At 64.2% G+C, this 14,674-nt stretch carries 13 protein-coding genes and 1 riboswitch; of the genes, 6 read left to right on the forward strand and 7 right to left on the reverse strand.

Annotated elements, in window-relative coordinates:
• Window positions 1-119 precede the first annotated feature (119 nt).
• Window positions 120-1,526: an adenosylmethionine--8-amino-7-oxononanoate transaminase gene (locus V0R59_RS19840; protein ID WP_330076077.1), complete on the reverse strand. Its 1,407-nt coding sequence runs from the start codon at window positions 1,524-1,526 to the stop codon at window positions 120-122.
• Between the two features lie 113 nt (window positions 1,527-1,639).
• Window positions 1,640-2,200, reverse strand: a complete 561-nt coding sequence (locus V0R59_RS19845; RefSeq protein WP_330076078.1) for a hypothetical protein — start codon at window positions 2,198-2,200, stop codon at window positions 1,640-1,642.
• Between the two features lie 212 nt (window positions 2,201-2,412).
• Between V0R59_RS19845 and V0R59_RS19850 the strand changes: the two genes are divergently transcribed.
• From V0R59_RS19850 to V0R59_RS19860, 3 genes are all read left to right on the forward strand, one after another.
• Entirely contained in the window at window positions 2,413-4,227 is a 1,815-nt protein-coding gene (locus V0R59_RS19850) for a flavin monoamine oxidase family protein (protein ID WP_330076079.1), read from the forward strand.
• Window positions 4,228-4,524: 297 nt separating this feature from the next.
• Window positions 4,525-5,076: a cytochrome b gene (locus V0R59_RS19855; RefSeq protein ID WP_330076080.1), complete on the forward strand. Its 552-nt coding sequence runs from the start codon at window positions 4,525-4,527 to the stop codon at window positions 5,074-5,076.
• Between the two features lie 31 nt (window positions 5,077-5,107).
• Entirely contained in the window at window positions 5,108-5,686 is a 579-nt protein-coding gene (locus V0R59_RS19860) for a YceI family protein (RefSeq protein ID WP_330076081.1), read from the forward strand.
• Between the two features lie 63 nt (window positions 5,687-5,749).
• On the opposite strand, the gene V0R59_RS19865 is transcribed toward V0R59_RS19860, so the two are convergent.
• From V0R59_RS19865 to ahcY, 4 genes are all read right to left on the reverse strand, one after another.
• Complete coding sequence (locus V0R59_RS19865; RefSeq protein WP_330076082.1) at window positions 5,750-7,663, reverse strand: DEAD/DEAH box helicase; 1,914 nt, start codon at window positions 7,661-7,663, stop codon at window positions 5,750-5,752.
• Between the two features lie 188 nt (window positions 7,664-7,851).
• The gene (locus tag V0R59_RS19870) at window positions 7,852-8,637 is read right to left on the reverse strand and encodes a substrate-binding periplasmic protein (protein WP_330076083.1); all 786 of its coding nucleotides are present in this window, start codon (window positions 8,635-8,637) and stop codon (window positions 7,852-7,854) included.
• A gap of 68 nt (window positions 8,638-8,705) precedes the next feature.
• Window positions 8,706-9,551 (reverse strand): methylenetetrahydrofolate reductase [NAD(P)H], encoded by an 846-nt coding sequence (gene metF / locus V0R59_RS19875; protein WP_330076084.1) that lies wholly within the window; start codon window positions 9,549-9,551, stop codon window positions 8,706-8,708.
• 93 nt (window positions 9,552-9,644) lie between these two features.
• Complete coding sequence (gene ahcY / locus V0R59_RS19880) at window positions 9,645-11,054, reverse strand: adenosylhomocysteinase (RefSeq protein ID WP_330076085.1); 1,410 nt, start codon at window positions 11,052-11,054, stop codon at window positions 9,645-9,647.
• A 20-nt stretch (window positions 11,055-11,074) separates the two neighbouring features.
• Window positions 11,075-11,175, reverse strand: a riboswitch (S-adenosyl-L-homocysteine riboswitch).
• Window positions 11,176-11,384: 209 nt separating this feature from the next.
• On the opposite strand from ahcY, the gene V0R59_RS19885 reads away from it, so the two are divergent.
• On the forward strand, window positions 11,385-11,786 hold the full coding sequence (locus tag V0R59_RS19885; RefSeq protein ID WP_330076086.1) for an acyl-CoA thioesterase: 402 nt from the start codon (window positions 11,385-11,387) through the stop codon (window positions 11,784-11,786).
• Between the two features lie 80 nt (window positions 11,787-11,866).
• Here V0R59_RS19885 and V0R59_RS19890 read toward each other — a convergent pair whose 3' ends face one another.
• The gene (locus V0R59_RS19890) at window positions 11,867-13,108 is read right to left on the reverse strand and encodes a cation:proton antiporter (protein WP_330076087.1); all 1,242 of its coding nucleotides are present in this window, start codon (window positions 13,106-13,108) and stop codon (window positions 11,867-11,869) included.
• A 194-nt stretch (window positions 13,109-13,302) separates the two neighbouring features.
• On the opposite strand from V0R59_RS19890, the gene V0R59_RS19895 reads away from it, so the two are divergent.
• Window positions 13,303-14,136 (forward strand): EamA family transporter, encoded by an 834-nt coding sequence (locus V0R59_RS19895; RefSeq protein ID WP_330076088.1) that lies wholly within the window; start codon window positions 13,303-13,305, stop codon window positions 14,134-14,136.
• A 37-nt stretch (window positions 14,137-14,173) separates the two neighbouring features.
• Complete coding sequence (locus tag V0R59_RS19900) at window positions 14,174-14,560, forward strand: MAPEG family protein (RefSeq protein ID WP_330076089.1); 387 nt, start codon at window positions 14,174-14,176, stop codon at window positions 14,558-14,560.
• Window positions 14,561-14,674: the final 114 nt, after the last annotated feature.

The raw sequence follows: 14,674 nt of genomic DNA on the forward strand, positions 1-14,674 counted from the left end.
ATATGAGGTGTTGTCGAGGGTCTCATCGCTGGCAAGCCAGCTCCCACAGGTCCGGTGCATGCAGTACCTGTGGGAGCTGGCTTGCCAGCGATGAGGCCCTCAAGATCGATACGGGGCTATCAGCCCGGATCACGGAAATCCGGATGGAAATTCGCCGGCACCGCCACGCTGACCTTGTCCCGGGTGGCGATATCGATCCCTTCGCTGGCGACTTCCGCGAGGAAATCGATCTGCTCCGGCGTGATCACGTAAGGCGGCAGGAAATACACCACGCTGCCCAGCGGGCGCAACAGTGCGCCGCGGGTCAGCGCATGCTCGAAGACCTTCATCCCGCGCCGCTCCTGCCACGGATAGGCGGTCTTGCTCGGCTTGTCCTGGACCATCTCGATGGCCAGGGCCATGCCGGTCTGGCGCACCTCGGCCACATGCGGGTGATCCACCAGGTGCGCCGTGGCAGTGGCCATGCGCTGGCTCAGCGCCTGGTTGGCCTCGATCACGTTGTCCTGCTCGAAGATATCCAGCGTCGCCAGCGCCGCCGCACAGGCCAGCGGGTTGCCGGTGTAGCTGTGGGAGTGGAGGAAGGCGCGCAGGGTGGGGTAGTCGTCGTAGAAGGCGCCGTACACCTCGTCGGTGGTCAGGCACGCCGCCAGCGGCAGGTAGCCGCCGGTCAGGGCCTTGGACAGGCAGAGGAAGTCCGGGCGGATGCCGGCCTGCTCGCAGGCGAACATGGTTCCGGTGCGGCCGAAACCGACGGCGATTTCGTCATGGATCAGGTGCACCTCGTAGCGATCGCAGGCCTCGCGCAGCAGCTTGAGGTATACCGGGTGGTACATGCGCATGCCGCCGGCGCCCTGGATCAGCGGTTCGACGATCACTGCGGCAATGCTCTCGTGGTGCTCGGCGAGGGTCTGTTCCATGGCCGCGAACATCGTCCGGGAGTGCTCTTCCCAGCTCACGCCCTCGGGGCGCAGGTAGCAGTCCGGGCTCGGCACCTTGAGGGTATCGAGCAGCAGCGCCTTGTAGGTCTCGGTGAACAGCGGCACGTCGCCCACCGACATCGCCGCGATCGTCTCGCCGTGGTAGCTGTTGCTCAGGGTGACGAAGCGCTTCTTCTCCGGGCGGCCCTTGTTCAGCCAGTAGTGGAAGCTCATCTTCAGCGCCACTTCGATGCACGACGAGCCGTTATCGGCATAGAAACAGCGGTTCAGGCCCTCGGGCGTGATGCTGACCAGGCGCTCCGACAGTTCGATCACCGGCTGGTGGCTGAAGCCGGCGAGGATCACATGCTCCAACTGGTCGACCTGATCCTTGATGCGCTGGTTGATGCGCGGGTTGGCATGGCCGAACACATTGACCCACCAGGAACTGACCGCGTCGAGGTAGCGCTTGCCTTCGAAGTCCTCCAGCCAGACGCCTTCACCGCGCTTGATCGGGATCAGCGGCAGTTGCTCGTGGTCTTTCATCTGGGTGCAGGGATGCCACAGGACCTTGAGGTCGCGGTCCATCCACTGTTGGTTGAGGCCCATCGGCTTGTACTCCTGGCAACGCGGGTTGGGTAAACCCGCACAAGCCTAAGCAAAGCCGGGGGGCAGGACAATGTTTGCGTTTTTGCAGGCCTGGTCGACAGCCGTGTCCCGGGTCAGACGGCCGGCTTCCAGTTGAAGTTGTCGAACCATACTTTCCCGCGCGCGGATGTGGTGATGAGGATCTCGTCCAGTTCGATACCTGCCAGGCTCACGGTGCTCAGGGTGCTGGTGGGCGCCACGTAGTCGCTCCAGGCAACGGCCTTGCCTTCGCGGCGCAGCTCCATGCGGATCGGTCCGGCGAAGTCGGTGCGTTTGTTCTCGAGGTCGAGCGCATCCTGCTTCGCGTTGTCCGCGCTGTAGTCTGGGTGGCTCGCCCATTGGAACTTGACGTCCTTGGCCAGGATCGGCCTGCCATTTACATCCTTGAACTGCATGCGTACTTGCGCCTGGTCGCCGATGATCAGCGACAGTCGCTGGATATTGGGCTTGCCGTTGGCCTGGGGGACTTCAGCGATGCGGCTTTGCATCGTACCGGCGGCATTGGGGCGGTCGATGAATGTCAGGCGCAGGCCGCATTTGGAGTCGTCATAGGTTTCGCCAGGCTTGAAAAGATGTTCGCTCACGGCGAAGTCGAAGTCTTCGATATGAACCTTGTTCTGTTCCATCACGAACATGATCGGTCTCCCGGGACGTGCACGAGCCCCATTGGCCATGCCCGGATATCGTCACGCTCGCCCCGCCAGTCGTCTACTGACAGAAATATCAGGTGCCCGCGCTGTTTCATGTGCCTGCGCTGGCGAGCCCGGCAGCCCTGACGTATCCTTCCGGGCATTCTTTACAGGGGATTTCCTTCCCCTTTTTCTGCCTTGAATCCGGAGTTCGACGAATGTCTGCTGGTTGGCTGCGCGGCTGCGCGCTGGTGTTTATCGGGTTGTTCAGCGCGGGGGCGATGGCGGCGACCAAGACCCCGACGGCGATCGTGGTGGGTGGCGGCCTGGCGGGCCTGACCGCGGCCTACGAACTGCAGAACAAGGGGTGGCAGGTCACCCTGCTGGAAGCCAAGTCGGGTATCGGTGGCCGCTCCGGCCTGGCCACCAGCGAGTGGATCGGCAACAGCAAGGCGCAGCCGCTGCTCAACCAGTACCTGGACAGCTTCAAGCTCACCACGCTGCCGGCGCCCGAGTTCGTCCGGACCCCCGGCTACCTGATCGACGGCGAGTATTTCAGCGCTGCCGACCTGGCCACCAAACAGCCGGCCACTGCCGAAGCGCTGAAGCGCTACGAGAAGACCCTCGATGACCTCGCCGCGTCCATCAGCGACCCGGAGAACCCTGCGGCCAACAGCACCCTGTTCGCCCTCGACCAGATCAACGTTTCCGCCTGGCTGGACAAGCTGCAATTGCCGGCCACCGCGCGGCAGCTGGTCAACCAGCAGATCCGTACCCGCTATGACGAGCCGTCGCGCCTGTCGCTGCTGTATTTCGCCCAGCAGACCCGCGTCTATCGCGGCGTCAACGACCGTGACCTGCGGGCCGCGCGCCTGCCTGGCGGCAGCCCGGTACTGGCCCAGGCCTTCGTCAAGCAGTTGAAGACCATCAAGACCAGTTCCCCGGTCACTGCCATCAGCCAGGACAAGGACGGCGTGACGGTCAAGGTCGGTGGTGTCGGCTACCAGGCCGACTACCTGGTGCTGGCGGTGCCGCTGCGCGCCCTGGCCAAGATCCAGTTGACCCCGGGCCTGGACACCCAGCACCTGGCGGCGCTCAAGGGCACCAACTACGGCTGGCGCGACCAGCTGATGCTGAAGTTCAAGAACCCGGTCTGGGAAAGCAAGGCGCGCATGTCCGGCGAGATCTACAGCAACGCCGGCCTTGGCATGCTGTGGATCGAACCGGCGCTGAAGGGCGGTGCCAATGTGGTGATCAACCTGTCCGGCGACAATGCGCGGGTGATGCAGGCCTTCGGCGACAAGCAGATGGTCGACCAGGTGCTGATCCGCCTGCACGCCTTCTATCCTCAGGCCCGTGGTGCCTTCACCGGCTATGAGATCCGCCGCTACAGCACCGACGTGGGCACCGGCGGTTCGTACCTGGCCTATGGCCCGGGGCAGATCAGCAAGTACTGGCGCCTTTGGGAGAAGCCGGTGCAGCGCATCGCCTTCGCCGGCGAGCACACCGACGTGCTGTACCCGGGCACCCTGGAAGGCGCGCTGCGCAGCGGCAAGCGCGCGGCGGGGCAGGTGCAGGACCTGGCGGCAGGCAAGTCGTTCGATCCGGTCAAGTCGGTTGCCGCGACTGCGGCGGCGGGTACCGCGGCGGCTGCGGCGGTGGCAGCGAAGAAAGACGACGGCAAGCCGGGCTTCTTCTCGCGTCTGTTCGGTGGTGGCGATGACAAGCCGGCAGCGGCGGAAACCGCCAAGGCCGCCGAGACCAGCGTAACTCCGGCTCCGGCTCCGGCGGCAACTCCAGCTCAAGCGCCAGCGCCCGCCACTCCAGCAGCCCCGGCTCCGGTGGCCAAGGAAGCGCCGGCCAAGGCTGCACCCGCCGCCAGGCCGGCCCCGGCGAAAGCGGCTCCGGTGAAGAAGGCGGAAAGCAAGCCTGCGCCGAAGAAGACCACCACCCACGCCCCGGCGAAGAAGACCGAGGCAAAGACGCAGCCAGCCAAGAAGCCGGCGGCTGACAGCCAGGCCAAGGCAGGCTGAAGGTCCTTGTCGCTTCCACGGGCCCAGCACCGCTTTTGCGAGCAGTGAAGGAACCTGTGGGAGCCGGCTTGCCGGCGATGAGGCCGGCTGCCACCCTCGTTTCTTCACCTCAACAGCGTGTTTTTCGCATTCCCCGCCAACCCCATCTACAGTCTTTCCCCCGGTGTTAATGTTTCCTTAACGCCTCTGTTACAGACTTAACATCTATTTTTCTGATAGTTCAAAGCGAAATTTTCCGCTTTAAATCGATAGATAACCGGTTAGTCTTGGCAGCAATTCTTACGGGGAACCCGGCACATGCAGCTTCGCAATTCATCTTCTCGCTACGGCCTGCTCAGCATCGTCCTGCACTGGGGCATCGCCCTGGCGGTGTTCGGTCTGTTCGGGCTGGGGCTTTGGATGGTCGGCCTGGACTACTACAGCTCCTGGCGCCACACCGCGCCGGAACTGCACAAGGGCATCGGCCTGACCGTGCTGGCGCTGATGCTGCTGCGGGTGATCTGGCGTTTCGTCAGCCCGCCACCACCGGCACCGGCCAATCACGGCGCGCTGACCCGCGTCGCCGCGAAGTTCGGTCACCTGCTGCTCTATGTCGGCCTGTTCAGCGTGCTGATCGCCGGCTACCTGATCTCCACCGCCGACGGTGCGGGGATTCCGGTGTTCGGCCTGTTCGAAGTACCGGCACTGATTTCCGGCCTGCCCGATCAGGCTGATATCGCCGGTGTGGTTCACCTCTATCTGGCCTGGGGACTGGTGGTGTTCGCCGTCCTGCACGGGCTGGCCGCTCTGAAGCACCACTTTATCGACCGTGATGCGACCCTGACGCGCATGCTGGGCCGCAAGGCTTGATGTTCAACCTCAACTCAAAGGAATCGAAAGAATGTTGAAAAAGACTTTTGCCGCTCTGGCACTGGGTACCGCTCTGCTCTCGGCTGGTCAGGCCATGGCCGCCGACTACAAGATCGACAAGGAAGGCCAGCACGCATTCGTCGACTGGAAGATCAGCCACCTGGGCTACAGCTTCATCCACGGTACCTTCAAGGACTTCGACGGCAACTTCTCCTGGGACTCCGCCAAGCCTGAGGCCAGCAAGATCAGCGTCGACCTGAAGACCGCCAGCGTCTGGTCGAACCACGCCGAGCGTGACAAGCACATCGCCAGCGCCGACTTCCTGGACGTGAAGAAGTATCCGGACGCCAAGTTCGTCTCCACCGCAGTGAAATCCACCGGCGAGAAAACCGCTGACGTCACCGGCGACCTGACCCTGCACGGCGTGACCAAGCCGGTCACCTTCAAGGCGACCTTCAACGGTGAAGGCAAGGACCCATGGGGCGGCGAGCGTGCCGGTTTTAACGCTACCACCACCCTGAACCTGAACGACTTCGGCATCAAAGGTCCGGGCCCGGCTTCCCAGACCCTGGACCTGGACATCTCGGTCGAAGGCGTTAAGCAGAAGTAATTTCTGCCTCGCCAACAAAAACGCCGCCCTCAGGGGCGGCGTTTTTGTTTGTGCAGGGAAGACTCAGCGATTGCGTGTCAGCAACGCCGGCTTCTCGCCCCGTGGACGGCTCGGCAGTTGCTCCAGCTGTTCCATGGACGGGAAGCGATCGATCTTCGATTCCTTGTGCATGATTTTCGGCTGGTTCTGCGGTTGGCCTTCACGCGGGCTGCGCACCGCCGGCTCCTGACGCTCCTCGCGGGCCGGGCGGCGGTTGCGGTTGGCGTTGCCGCCATCGCGACGCGGCTGGCCATCACGGGCACCGCCGCTGCCGCCGTTGCGTGCACCACCACCGCGTTTCTCGCCATTGGCGCTGCCGCCGCTACGCTGCTGACCGCCGCCGCCATTGCTGCGCGGCTGGCCACCACGGGCCTGGCCACCGCCATTGCCGGCACCGGCCTGGGCACCCGGACGACGGTTGCGGCCCTGGCCGCCCTTGTTCTGGTACGGGCTGACGTAGTCGGCGCGGTTGCCGAAATTGTCGACGTCGTCATCCAGGAACTCTTCCGGATCACGGTCTGCCGGCGCCGAAGGCACGCCTTGCTGGGCATTCTGCTGCTGGCGTGGCTTCTTGTCCCGTGGCTTGCGCTGCTCCTGGCGACCGCCGGCAGGTTTGTCCGCGGACTTCTCGCCGGCTGGCTTGGCTTCCTTGCTGGCGCCTTTCTCCTGGCCCTTGTCCTTGCCCTTGTCCTTGCGGCCACCGGCATTGCTGCCATCGGCGCGCTGGCCACGGCGCGGGTTGTTCTGCGGACGCGGCTCGCGCACTTCCGGCTTCTCCGCCTCGACGGCGGCGAAGTCGAAGCCCATCAGGTCGCCATCCGGGATCTTCTGGCGGGTGACGCGCTCGATGCTCTTGAGCAGCTTCTCTTCATCCGGCGCGACCAGCGAAATGGCTTCGCCGGAGCGGCCCGCACGGCCGGTACGGCCGATACGGTGGACGTAGTCTTCCTCGACGTTGGGCAGCTCGAAGTTGACCACGTGGGGCAGTTGGTCGATATCCAGGCCGCGGGCGGCGATATCGGTGGCGACCATGATCCGCACGGCGCCCGACTTGAAGTCGGCGAGGGCCTTGGTGCGGGCATTCTGGCTCTTGTTGCCGTGGATCGCGGCGGCGGTCAGGCCGTGCTTTTCCAGGTACTCGGCGAGACGGTTGGCGCCGTGCTTGGTGCGGGTGAAGACCAGCACCTGTTCCCACGCGCCGGCGGTGATCAGGTGCGCCAGCAGGGCACGCTTGTGGCTGGCCGGCAGGCGGAACACGCGCTGCTCGATGCGCTCGACCGTGGTGTTCGGCGGCGTGACCTCGATGCGCTCCGGGTTGTGCAGGAGCTTGTCGGCCAGGTCGGTGATGTCCTTGGAGAAGGTCGCCGAGAACAGCAGGTTCTGGCGTTTCGCCGGGAGGCGGGCGAGGACTTTCTTCACATCGTGGATGAAGCCCATGTCGAGCATGCGGTCGGCTTCGTCCAGGACCAGGATCTCGACGTGGCTGAGGTCGACGCTGCCCTGGCCGGCGAGGTCGAGCAGGCGCCCGGGGCAAGCCACCAGGACGTCTACGCCGCGGGCCATGGCCTGGACCTGCGGGTTCATGCCGACGCCACCGAAGATGCAGGCGCTGACGAATTTCAGGTCACGGGCGTAGATCTTGAAGCTGTCGTGGACCTGGGCGGCCAGTTCGCGGGTCGGGGTCAGGACCAGTACCCGCGGCTGGCGTGGGCCATGGCGCTGGGACTTGTCGGGGTGACCGCCGGGGAACAGGCGTTCGAGGATCGGCAGGGCGAAGCCGCCGGTTTTGCCAGTACCTGTCTGTGCCGCGACCATCAGGTCGCGACCTTGCAACACGGCGGGAATGGCCCGCTGTTGCACCGGAGTCGGCTGCGTGTAGCCGGCAGCCTCGATAGCTCGGACTAGAGCCTCGGAGAGACCGAGGGAAGCAAAGGACATGAGAAATCCTGTTCTAGTGGGGACTGTGCCCGATGGGGATGATCGTGCCTGGCGCGAGGGGCATCGGGTCGATGCTGTCGCGTCCGGTCCTGCTGGTCCACGGTGCGCATCCGGGGGTTGGGATGTCGTCTATCGGGGCCGGCGTCCGGGCGTAAGCCTGGCGGAAAGGCCCGAGTATAACAGAGCAATCAGGGAGTGCTGCGTTCCTGCTGCTCAACGGTTTCTGAAATCGGCACCGTGACGTGCCCGTAGCGGACCTGCAGCTCGGCATAGGCCGGTTCCTGCTTGAAGCGCCGCAGTTCGGCGGCGAAGCGCTGGGCCAGCAGGTCCATTCCGGCATTGCGACGCACCGCCAGGTACTGTTTCTGCCGGCTGATCACCAGCGGCAGCTCGCTGATGCGGTCTTGCAGACCGAGTTGCTCGAGCATGTAGCGGCCGACGCGGCGGTCGGTGATCAGCAGGTCGATGCGTCCGCGCAGCAGCTTGCCGAAGTTGGCTTCCTGGGTCGGCGCGGCCTCGCGGCGGAACAGTGGCGATTGCAGGAAGTCGGTGCCGTAGTCGTAGCCGGCGGAGGTGCCGATGGTCAGGTTCTTCAGGTCTTCCAGCGATTCGACGGCATGCGGCCGGTCATTGGCCTGGAACAGCACGAACTCGACCACCGACAGCGGCTCGCTGGGGTAGTACAGCTGGGTGCTGCGCGCTTCGTTCTGGAAGATATCGATGACGCCGTCGGCCAGGCCCTGATCGACCATCAGCATGCAGCGTTTCCACGGCATGAACTCCCAGCGCACATCCACGCCCAGGCGTTTGAACACCTCGGCGGTGACTTCGTAGTCGATGCCCTTGGCCTCGCCGTTTTCCTCGTAGACATAGGGCGCCCAGGGATCACTGACGATGCGCAACTGTTCGGCACGGGCCAGCAGGCTCATGCAGCTCAACAGCAGGACGGTCAGCAGGCGGACGAATCTGGGCATTGGCGGGCAGGCTGGAGGGGGGAAGAGGGCGATGGTGCCACAACACGCAGGCACCATCGCCATCCGGATCAACGCGGCAGCTTGAGGTTGTTCCAGATCGCCAGGCTAGGTTCGGCCTGGTTCAGGGTGTAGAAGTGCAGGCCCGGTGCGCCGCCTTGCAGCAGTTGCTCGCACATCTGGGTGATGACCTCTTCGCCGAAGGCCTGGATGCTCCGGGCGTCGTCGCCGTAGGCTTCCAGCTGCTTGCGGATCCAGCGCGGGATCTCGGCGCCGCAGGCGTCGGAGAAGCGGGCCAGCTTGCTGTAGTTGGTGATCGGCATGATCCCCGGGACCACCGGGATCTTCACCCCCAGCTTCTGCACGCGCTCGACGAAGTAGAAGTAGCTTTCGGCGTTGAAGAAGTACTGGGTGATGGCGCTGTCGGCGCCGGCATTGGCCTTGCGCACGAAATTGGCCAGGTCGTCCTCGAAGTTGCGCGCCTGCGGATGCATCTCCGGGTAGGCGGCGATTTCGATGTGGAACTGGTCGCCGGTTTCCTGGCGGATGAACTCCACCAGTTCGTTGGCGTAGCGCAGCTCGCCGCTGGCCATGCCCATGCCCGACGGCAAGTCACCGCGCAGGGCGACGATGCGCTTGATGCCGGCAGCCTTGTACTGGGCCAGCAGGGTGCGCAATTCGGCCTTGCTGTCGCCGACGCAGGACAGGTGCGGCGCGGCGGGGACCTTCACTTCGCTTTCCAGCTGCAGCACGGTGTTCAGGGTACGGTCGCGGGTCGAGCCACCGGCCCCGTAGGTGCAGGAGAAGAAATCCGGGTTGTAGCTCGCCAGGGTACGGGCGGTGGCGAGCAGTTTTTCATGTCCAGCGTCGGTCTTGGTCGGGAAGAACTCGAAGCTGTAACGGCGTTCCTGAGTCATGTCGAAAGATCCTTGCAACGTCGGATGCACACCGCAAACCGCCGGCAGGCACCGTGGAAACGGCGCCTGCCGGCGGTTCGGGTCGCTCACTTATCAGTAGCGATAGGCGTGCGGCTTGAATGGACCTTCGACAGTCACGCCGATGTACTCGGCCTGTTTCGGGGTCAGCTGGGTGATTACGCCGCCGAAGCCGCGAACCATCTCCAGGGCCACTTCCTCGTCGAGTTTCTTCGGCAGGACTTCCACGGTCAGGCGCTCGGCTTTCTGCTCGGCGCTCAGGTCGGCGAACTTCTGCGCGAACAGGAAGATCTGTGCCAGGACCTGGTTGGCGAAGGAGCCGTCCATGATCCGGCTCGGGTGGCCGGTGGCGTTGCCCAGGTTCACCAGGCGGCCTTCGGCCAGCAGGATCAGGTAGTCATCGTTGTGCGGATCGAAATCGCCGTGGCCGGTGCGGTGGATCTTGTGCACCTGCGGCTTGACCTCTTCCCATGCCCAGTTCTTGCGCATGAAGGCGGTGTCGATCTCGTTGTCGAAGTGACCGATGTTGCAGACCACGGCGCGCTTCTTCAGGGCCTTGAGCATGTTGGCGTCGCAGACGTTGACGTTACCGGTGGTGGTGACGATCAGGTCGATCTTGCCCAGCAGGGCCGCGTCGATGCTGGCTTCGGTGCCGTCGTTGATGCCGTCCTTGAACGGCGAGACCACTTCGAAACCGTCCATGCAGGCCTGCATGGCGCAGATCGGGTCGACTTCGGTGACCTTGACGATCATGCCTTCCTGACGCAGGGACTGGGCCGAGCCCTTGCCCACGTCACCGTAGCCGATCACCAGGGCCTGCTTGCCCGACAGCAGGTGGTCGGTACCGCGCTTGATGGCATCGTTCAGGCTGTGACGGCAGCCGTACTTGTTGTCGTTCTTGCTCTTGGTGACCGAGTCGTTGACGTTGATCGCCGGGATCTTCAGCTCGCCCTTGGCCAGCATGTCCAGCAGACGGTGCACGCCGGTGGTGGTTTCTTCGGTGACGCCGTGGATCTTGTCCAGCATCGCCGGGTATTTCTTGTGCAGGATCTCGGTCAGGTCGCCGCCGTCGTCGAGGATCATGTTGGCATCCCATGGCTGACCGTCCTTGAGGATGGTCTGCTCGATGCACCACTCGTACTCTTCTTCGGTTTCACCTTTCCAGGCGAACACCGGGATGCCGGCGGCGGCGATGGCGGCAGCGGCCTGGTCCTGGGTGGAGAAGATGTTGCAGGACGACCAGCGCACTTCGGCACCCAGGGCAACCAGGGTCTCGATCAGCACGGCGGTCTGGATGGTCATGTGGATGCAGCCGAGGATTTTTGCGCCCTTGAGCGGCTGCTCTTCCTGATACTTGCGGCGCAGGCCCATCAGTGCAGGCATTTCCGACTCGGCGATGATGGTCTCGCGACGGCCCCAGGCGGCCAGGGAGATGTCGGCGACCTTGTAGTCGGTGAAACCTGCAGGCGTGTTTACAGCGCTCATTAGAGCCTCCATTCGTAGTGTGCGAATGGGCGCCGTTGTGCGTTGAGCGTCCGCGGGGTTCGCGGACAACGCCCCGACCGAGCCTGACAGGATCGAACCTGCTGCAGCGCCCCTCGGTCGGGTGGCGGGAGCGTCGACCGCAGAGGGTCGGCGCCGGATAAAAACGCGGGGATTATAGCCGGGCTTTCGTGACGGCCCAAGGACAAAAACGTCGCTCGCGACAAAGGGCCTACAAAGGTCATGGTCAAGGCGCGGGGAAAAGCGGCTAACCTGTAGTGGCAGGGTCGCCAAGGCCCATTCTTGACATGCCAGGCCGATCTAGGAGCACGCATGAACTTCCATACCCGCAAATGGGTAAAACCCGAAGACCTCAACCCCAACGGCACCCTGTTCGGTGGCAGCCTGCTGCGCTGGATCGACGAAGAGGCGGCGATCTACGCGATCGTCCAGCTGGGCAACCAGCGCGTGGTGACCAAGTACATTTCCGAGATCAACTTCGTCAGCGCCTCGCGCCAGGGCGACATCATCGAGCTGGGCATCACCGCCACCGAGTTCGGTCGCACCTCCATCACCCTCAGTTGCGAAGTGCGCAACAAGATCACCCGCAAGTCGATCCTGACCGTGGACAAGATGGTCTTCGTCAACCTGGGCGAGGACGGCTTGCCGGCGGCCCACGGGCGGACCGAGATCAAGTACATCCAGGACCAGTTCCCGGACAGCGCCGTCGAGTGATCGACTTGATACAGGGTCAGCACAGGTCCTGAGGCCTGTGCTGACCCTGTGGGAGCTGGCTTGCCAGCGATAGCGGTCGATCAGGCAGCAGGTTGCTCGCTGACACCCTTCACGACGCGGCCAACGGTCAGCCCCTGCACCAGGATCGACGACAGCACCACGATGTAGGTGATCGACAGCAGCAGGTCACGCTCTTCCCCCACCGGCAGCGACAGCGCCAGGGCCACCGACACGCCCCCACGCAAACCGCCCCAGGTCAGTACCCGCACGGTGCCTTTCGGCACGCTGCGCCAGCGCCGCAGCAGCAGGATCGCCGGGGCCACGGTCAGCAGTCGCGAAGCCAGCACCGCCAGCGCCAGCACGCCACCGGCCGCCAGGTGCATCCAGTTGAACGGCAGCAGCAACAGCTCCAGGCCGATCAGGGCGAACAGCAGGGCGTTGAGCATGTCGTCGATCAGTTCCCAGAAACCGTCCATGTAGCGCCGGGTCATGTCGTTCATCGCCAGGTTGCGCCCCAGGTTGCCGATGATCAGGCCGGCCACCACCATGGCGATCGGTGCCGAGACATGCAGCTCGTAGCACATCGCCGAACCGCCGATGACCAGGGCCAGGGTCAGCATGACCTCGACCTGGTACTGCTCGATGCTCTTGATCATGCGGTAGGTGGCGTAGCCGATCACCGCACCGAACACCACGCCGCCAATGGCTTCGCGGGCGAACAGGATCGCCGTGTCGGATACGCTCGGGGTCTCGCCGAGCTGGATGATGCCCAGCAACACGGTGAACACCACCACCGCAGTGCCGTCGTTGAACAGCGACTCGCCGACGATGGTGGTCTTCAGCGGCTTGGAGGCGTTGGCGGTACGCAGCGCGCCGAGCACCGCGATCGGGTCGGTCGGCGAGATCAACGCACCGAACAGCAGGCAGTAGATCAGGCTGACGTTCCAGCCGAACAGCGCGAACACCCAGTGGGCGAGATAACCGATGACCACGGTGGCGATCAGCACGCCGAGGGTGGCCAGCAGGCCGATCGGCCAGCGGTAGCTGCGCAGGTCGCCGAGGTTGACGTGCAGGGCGCCGGCGAACAGCAGGAACGACAGCATCCAGTGCATCAGCAGGTCGTTGAAATCGATCTGGTTCATCAGGCCTTCGACCCGCTCTTCCAGGCCGGGGAAGCCGATCAGGCTCAGGCCCTGGAGCATCAGGGAGAACAGCAGGGCGGTGACCATCACGCCGATGGCCGGCGGCAGGCCGATGAAGCGGTAGTTCACGTAGGTGAGGAGGGTGGTGAGGCAGATAAACGCGGCAACTAATTCGAGCATCCTGGTTCCTGTATTGGCTTCCGATTCTGTGCCCGCGCAACGCGGACAAAAGCTTTGATGGCTTTTTGTCCGGTTCGCGACACAGTTTCTTTCAATGCCGCGATTGACAGCGTGCTGGCTGTTTTGTTGCGAGTGGTTGAAACTCCGCCTTCTGGTGGACGGACCCGGTCCGTGGATGGCGAAGGAATCGAGACGTGGTAGCGACCTCCCTGGTGCTCGTCGCGGCACTGTTGCATGCAACCTGGAACACCCTGGTCAAGTTCAGCGGCGAGCGCCTGCTGATGATCGCCAGCATGGACAGCGTGGCCCTGGTCTTCGCCTTCGCCATGGTGGCGTTCGTCGAGGTGCCGCCAGCGCAGATCTGGCCGTGGCTGCTGGCCTCGGCGCTGTGCGAGCTGCTCTATCGTTTCCTGCTGATCCAGGCCTACAAGGTCGGCGACCTGGGCCTGGTCTATCCGTTGATGCGCGGGTTGTCGCCGCTGGTAGTGCTGGCCCTGACCCTGGTATTCGCCGGTGAGCACCTGAGCGGCCAGCAGATCATCGGCATCCTTCTAATTCCCTGCGGCATGGCCTGCCTGCTCTGGGCCGGCGGCGGCGGTGACCGCCTGCCCTGGAGCATGCTGCCGGTGGTGGCGCTGATCGGCCTGTGCATCGGTTGCTACACCTGGCTCGACGGCCAGGCGATCCGCCGTTGGGCCCATCCGCTGGACTACCTGGTGTGGCTGACCCTGGCCTGTTCCCTGCCATTTCCGATGATCGCCGGCGTGGCGCGGCGCGGGCCGTTCGTGACGTTCTGGCGCACCCAGTGGAAACTGGGCCTGACCGTCGGCGTCTGTGTGTTGCTGAGCTACGCTCTGGTGCTCTGGGCCATGCACCTGGGCTCGGTGGCGGAAGCGGCGGCACTGCGCGAGGTCAGCGTGATCCTCGTGGTGCTGATGGGCATGCGCTACCTCAAAGAACCTTTCGGCGGCCCCAGGCTCTTAGCCTGTGCCCTGGTGCTGGTCGGCATGCTGGTGATGAAGCTCTGACCAGCCCTCCCGTTTCCCCACTGAAAAGGACCTGATGATGACCGTCGCTTTCTGGTGCGTGCTGATCGCGCTGATACTGCCCTACCTGTGCACGACCCTGGCCAAGGTGGCCAGCGGGCGCTTCAACCTGCGCCAGAACCATGATCCGCGGGCGTTCCAGGACAGCCTGGAGGGCTTGCCGCGGCGGGCGCATTCGGCGCAGTTGAACAGCTTCGAGATCCTTCCGGCCTTTATCGCCGCGGTGCTGATCGCCGACGTGGTGGGCAATGCCGAGCAGGTGACCCAGGATGTGCTGGCGGTGTTGTTCATTACCACCCGGCTGCTCTACATCATCTGCTATCTGGCGGACTGGGCGGCGCTGCGCTCGGCTGTGTGGTTCGTGGGGTTGGGGTTGATCGTGAGCTTCTTCGTGGCCTCGGCCTGATTCACGGACCTTGTGGGAGCGGGTTCACCCGCGATTGCAGTGGTGATTTCAGAAACAAAAAAACCGGGGGTCCACCGCCCCCCCCGGACCGGGGCGAACCCCCGGAGTTTGGTT

The sequence above is a fragment of the Pseudomonas ulcerans genome (genome assembly GCF_036324125.1).
GTDB lineage: Bacteria > Pseudomonadota > Gammaproteobacteria > Pseudomonadales > Pseudomonadaceae > Aquipseudomonas > Aquipseudomonas ulcerans.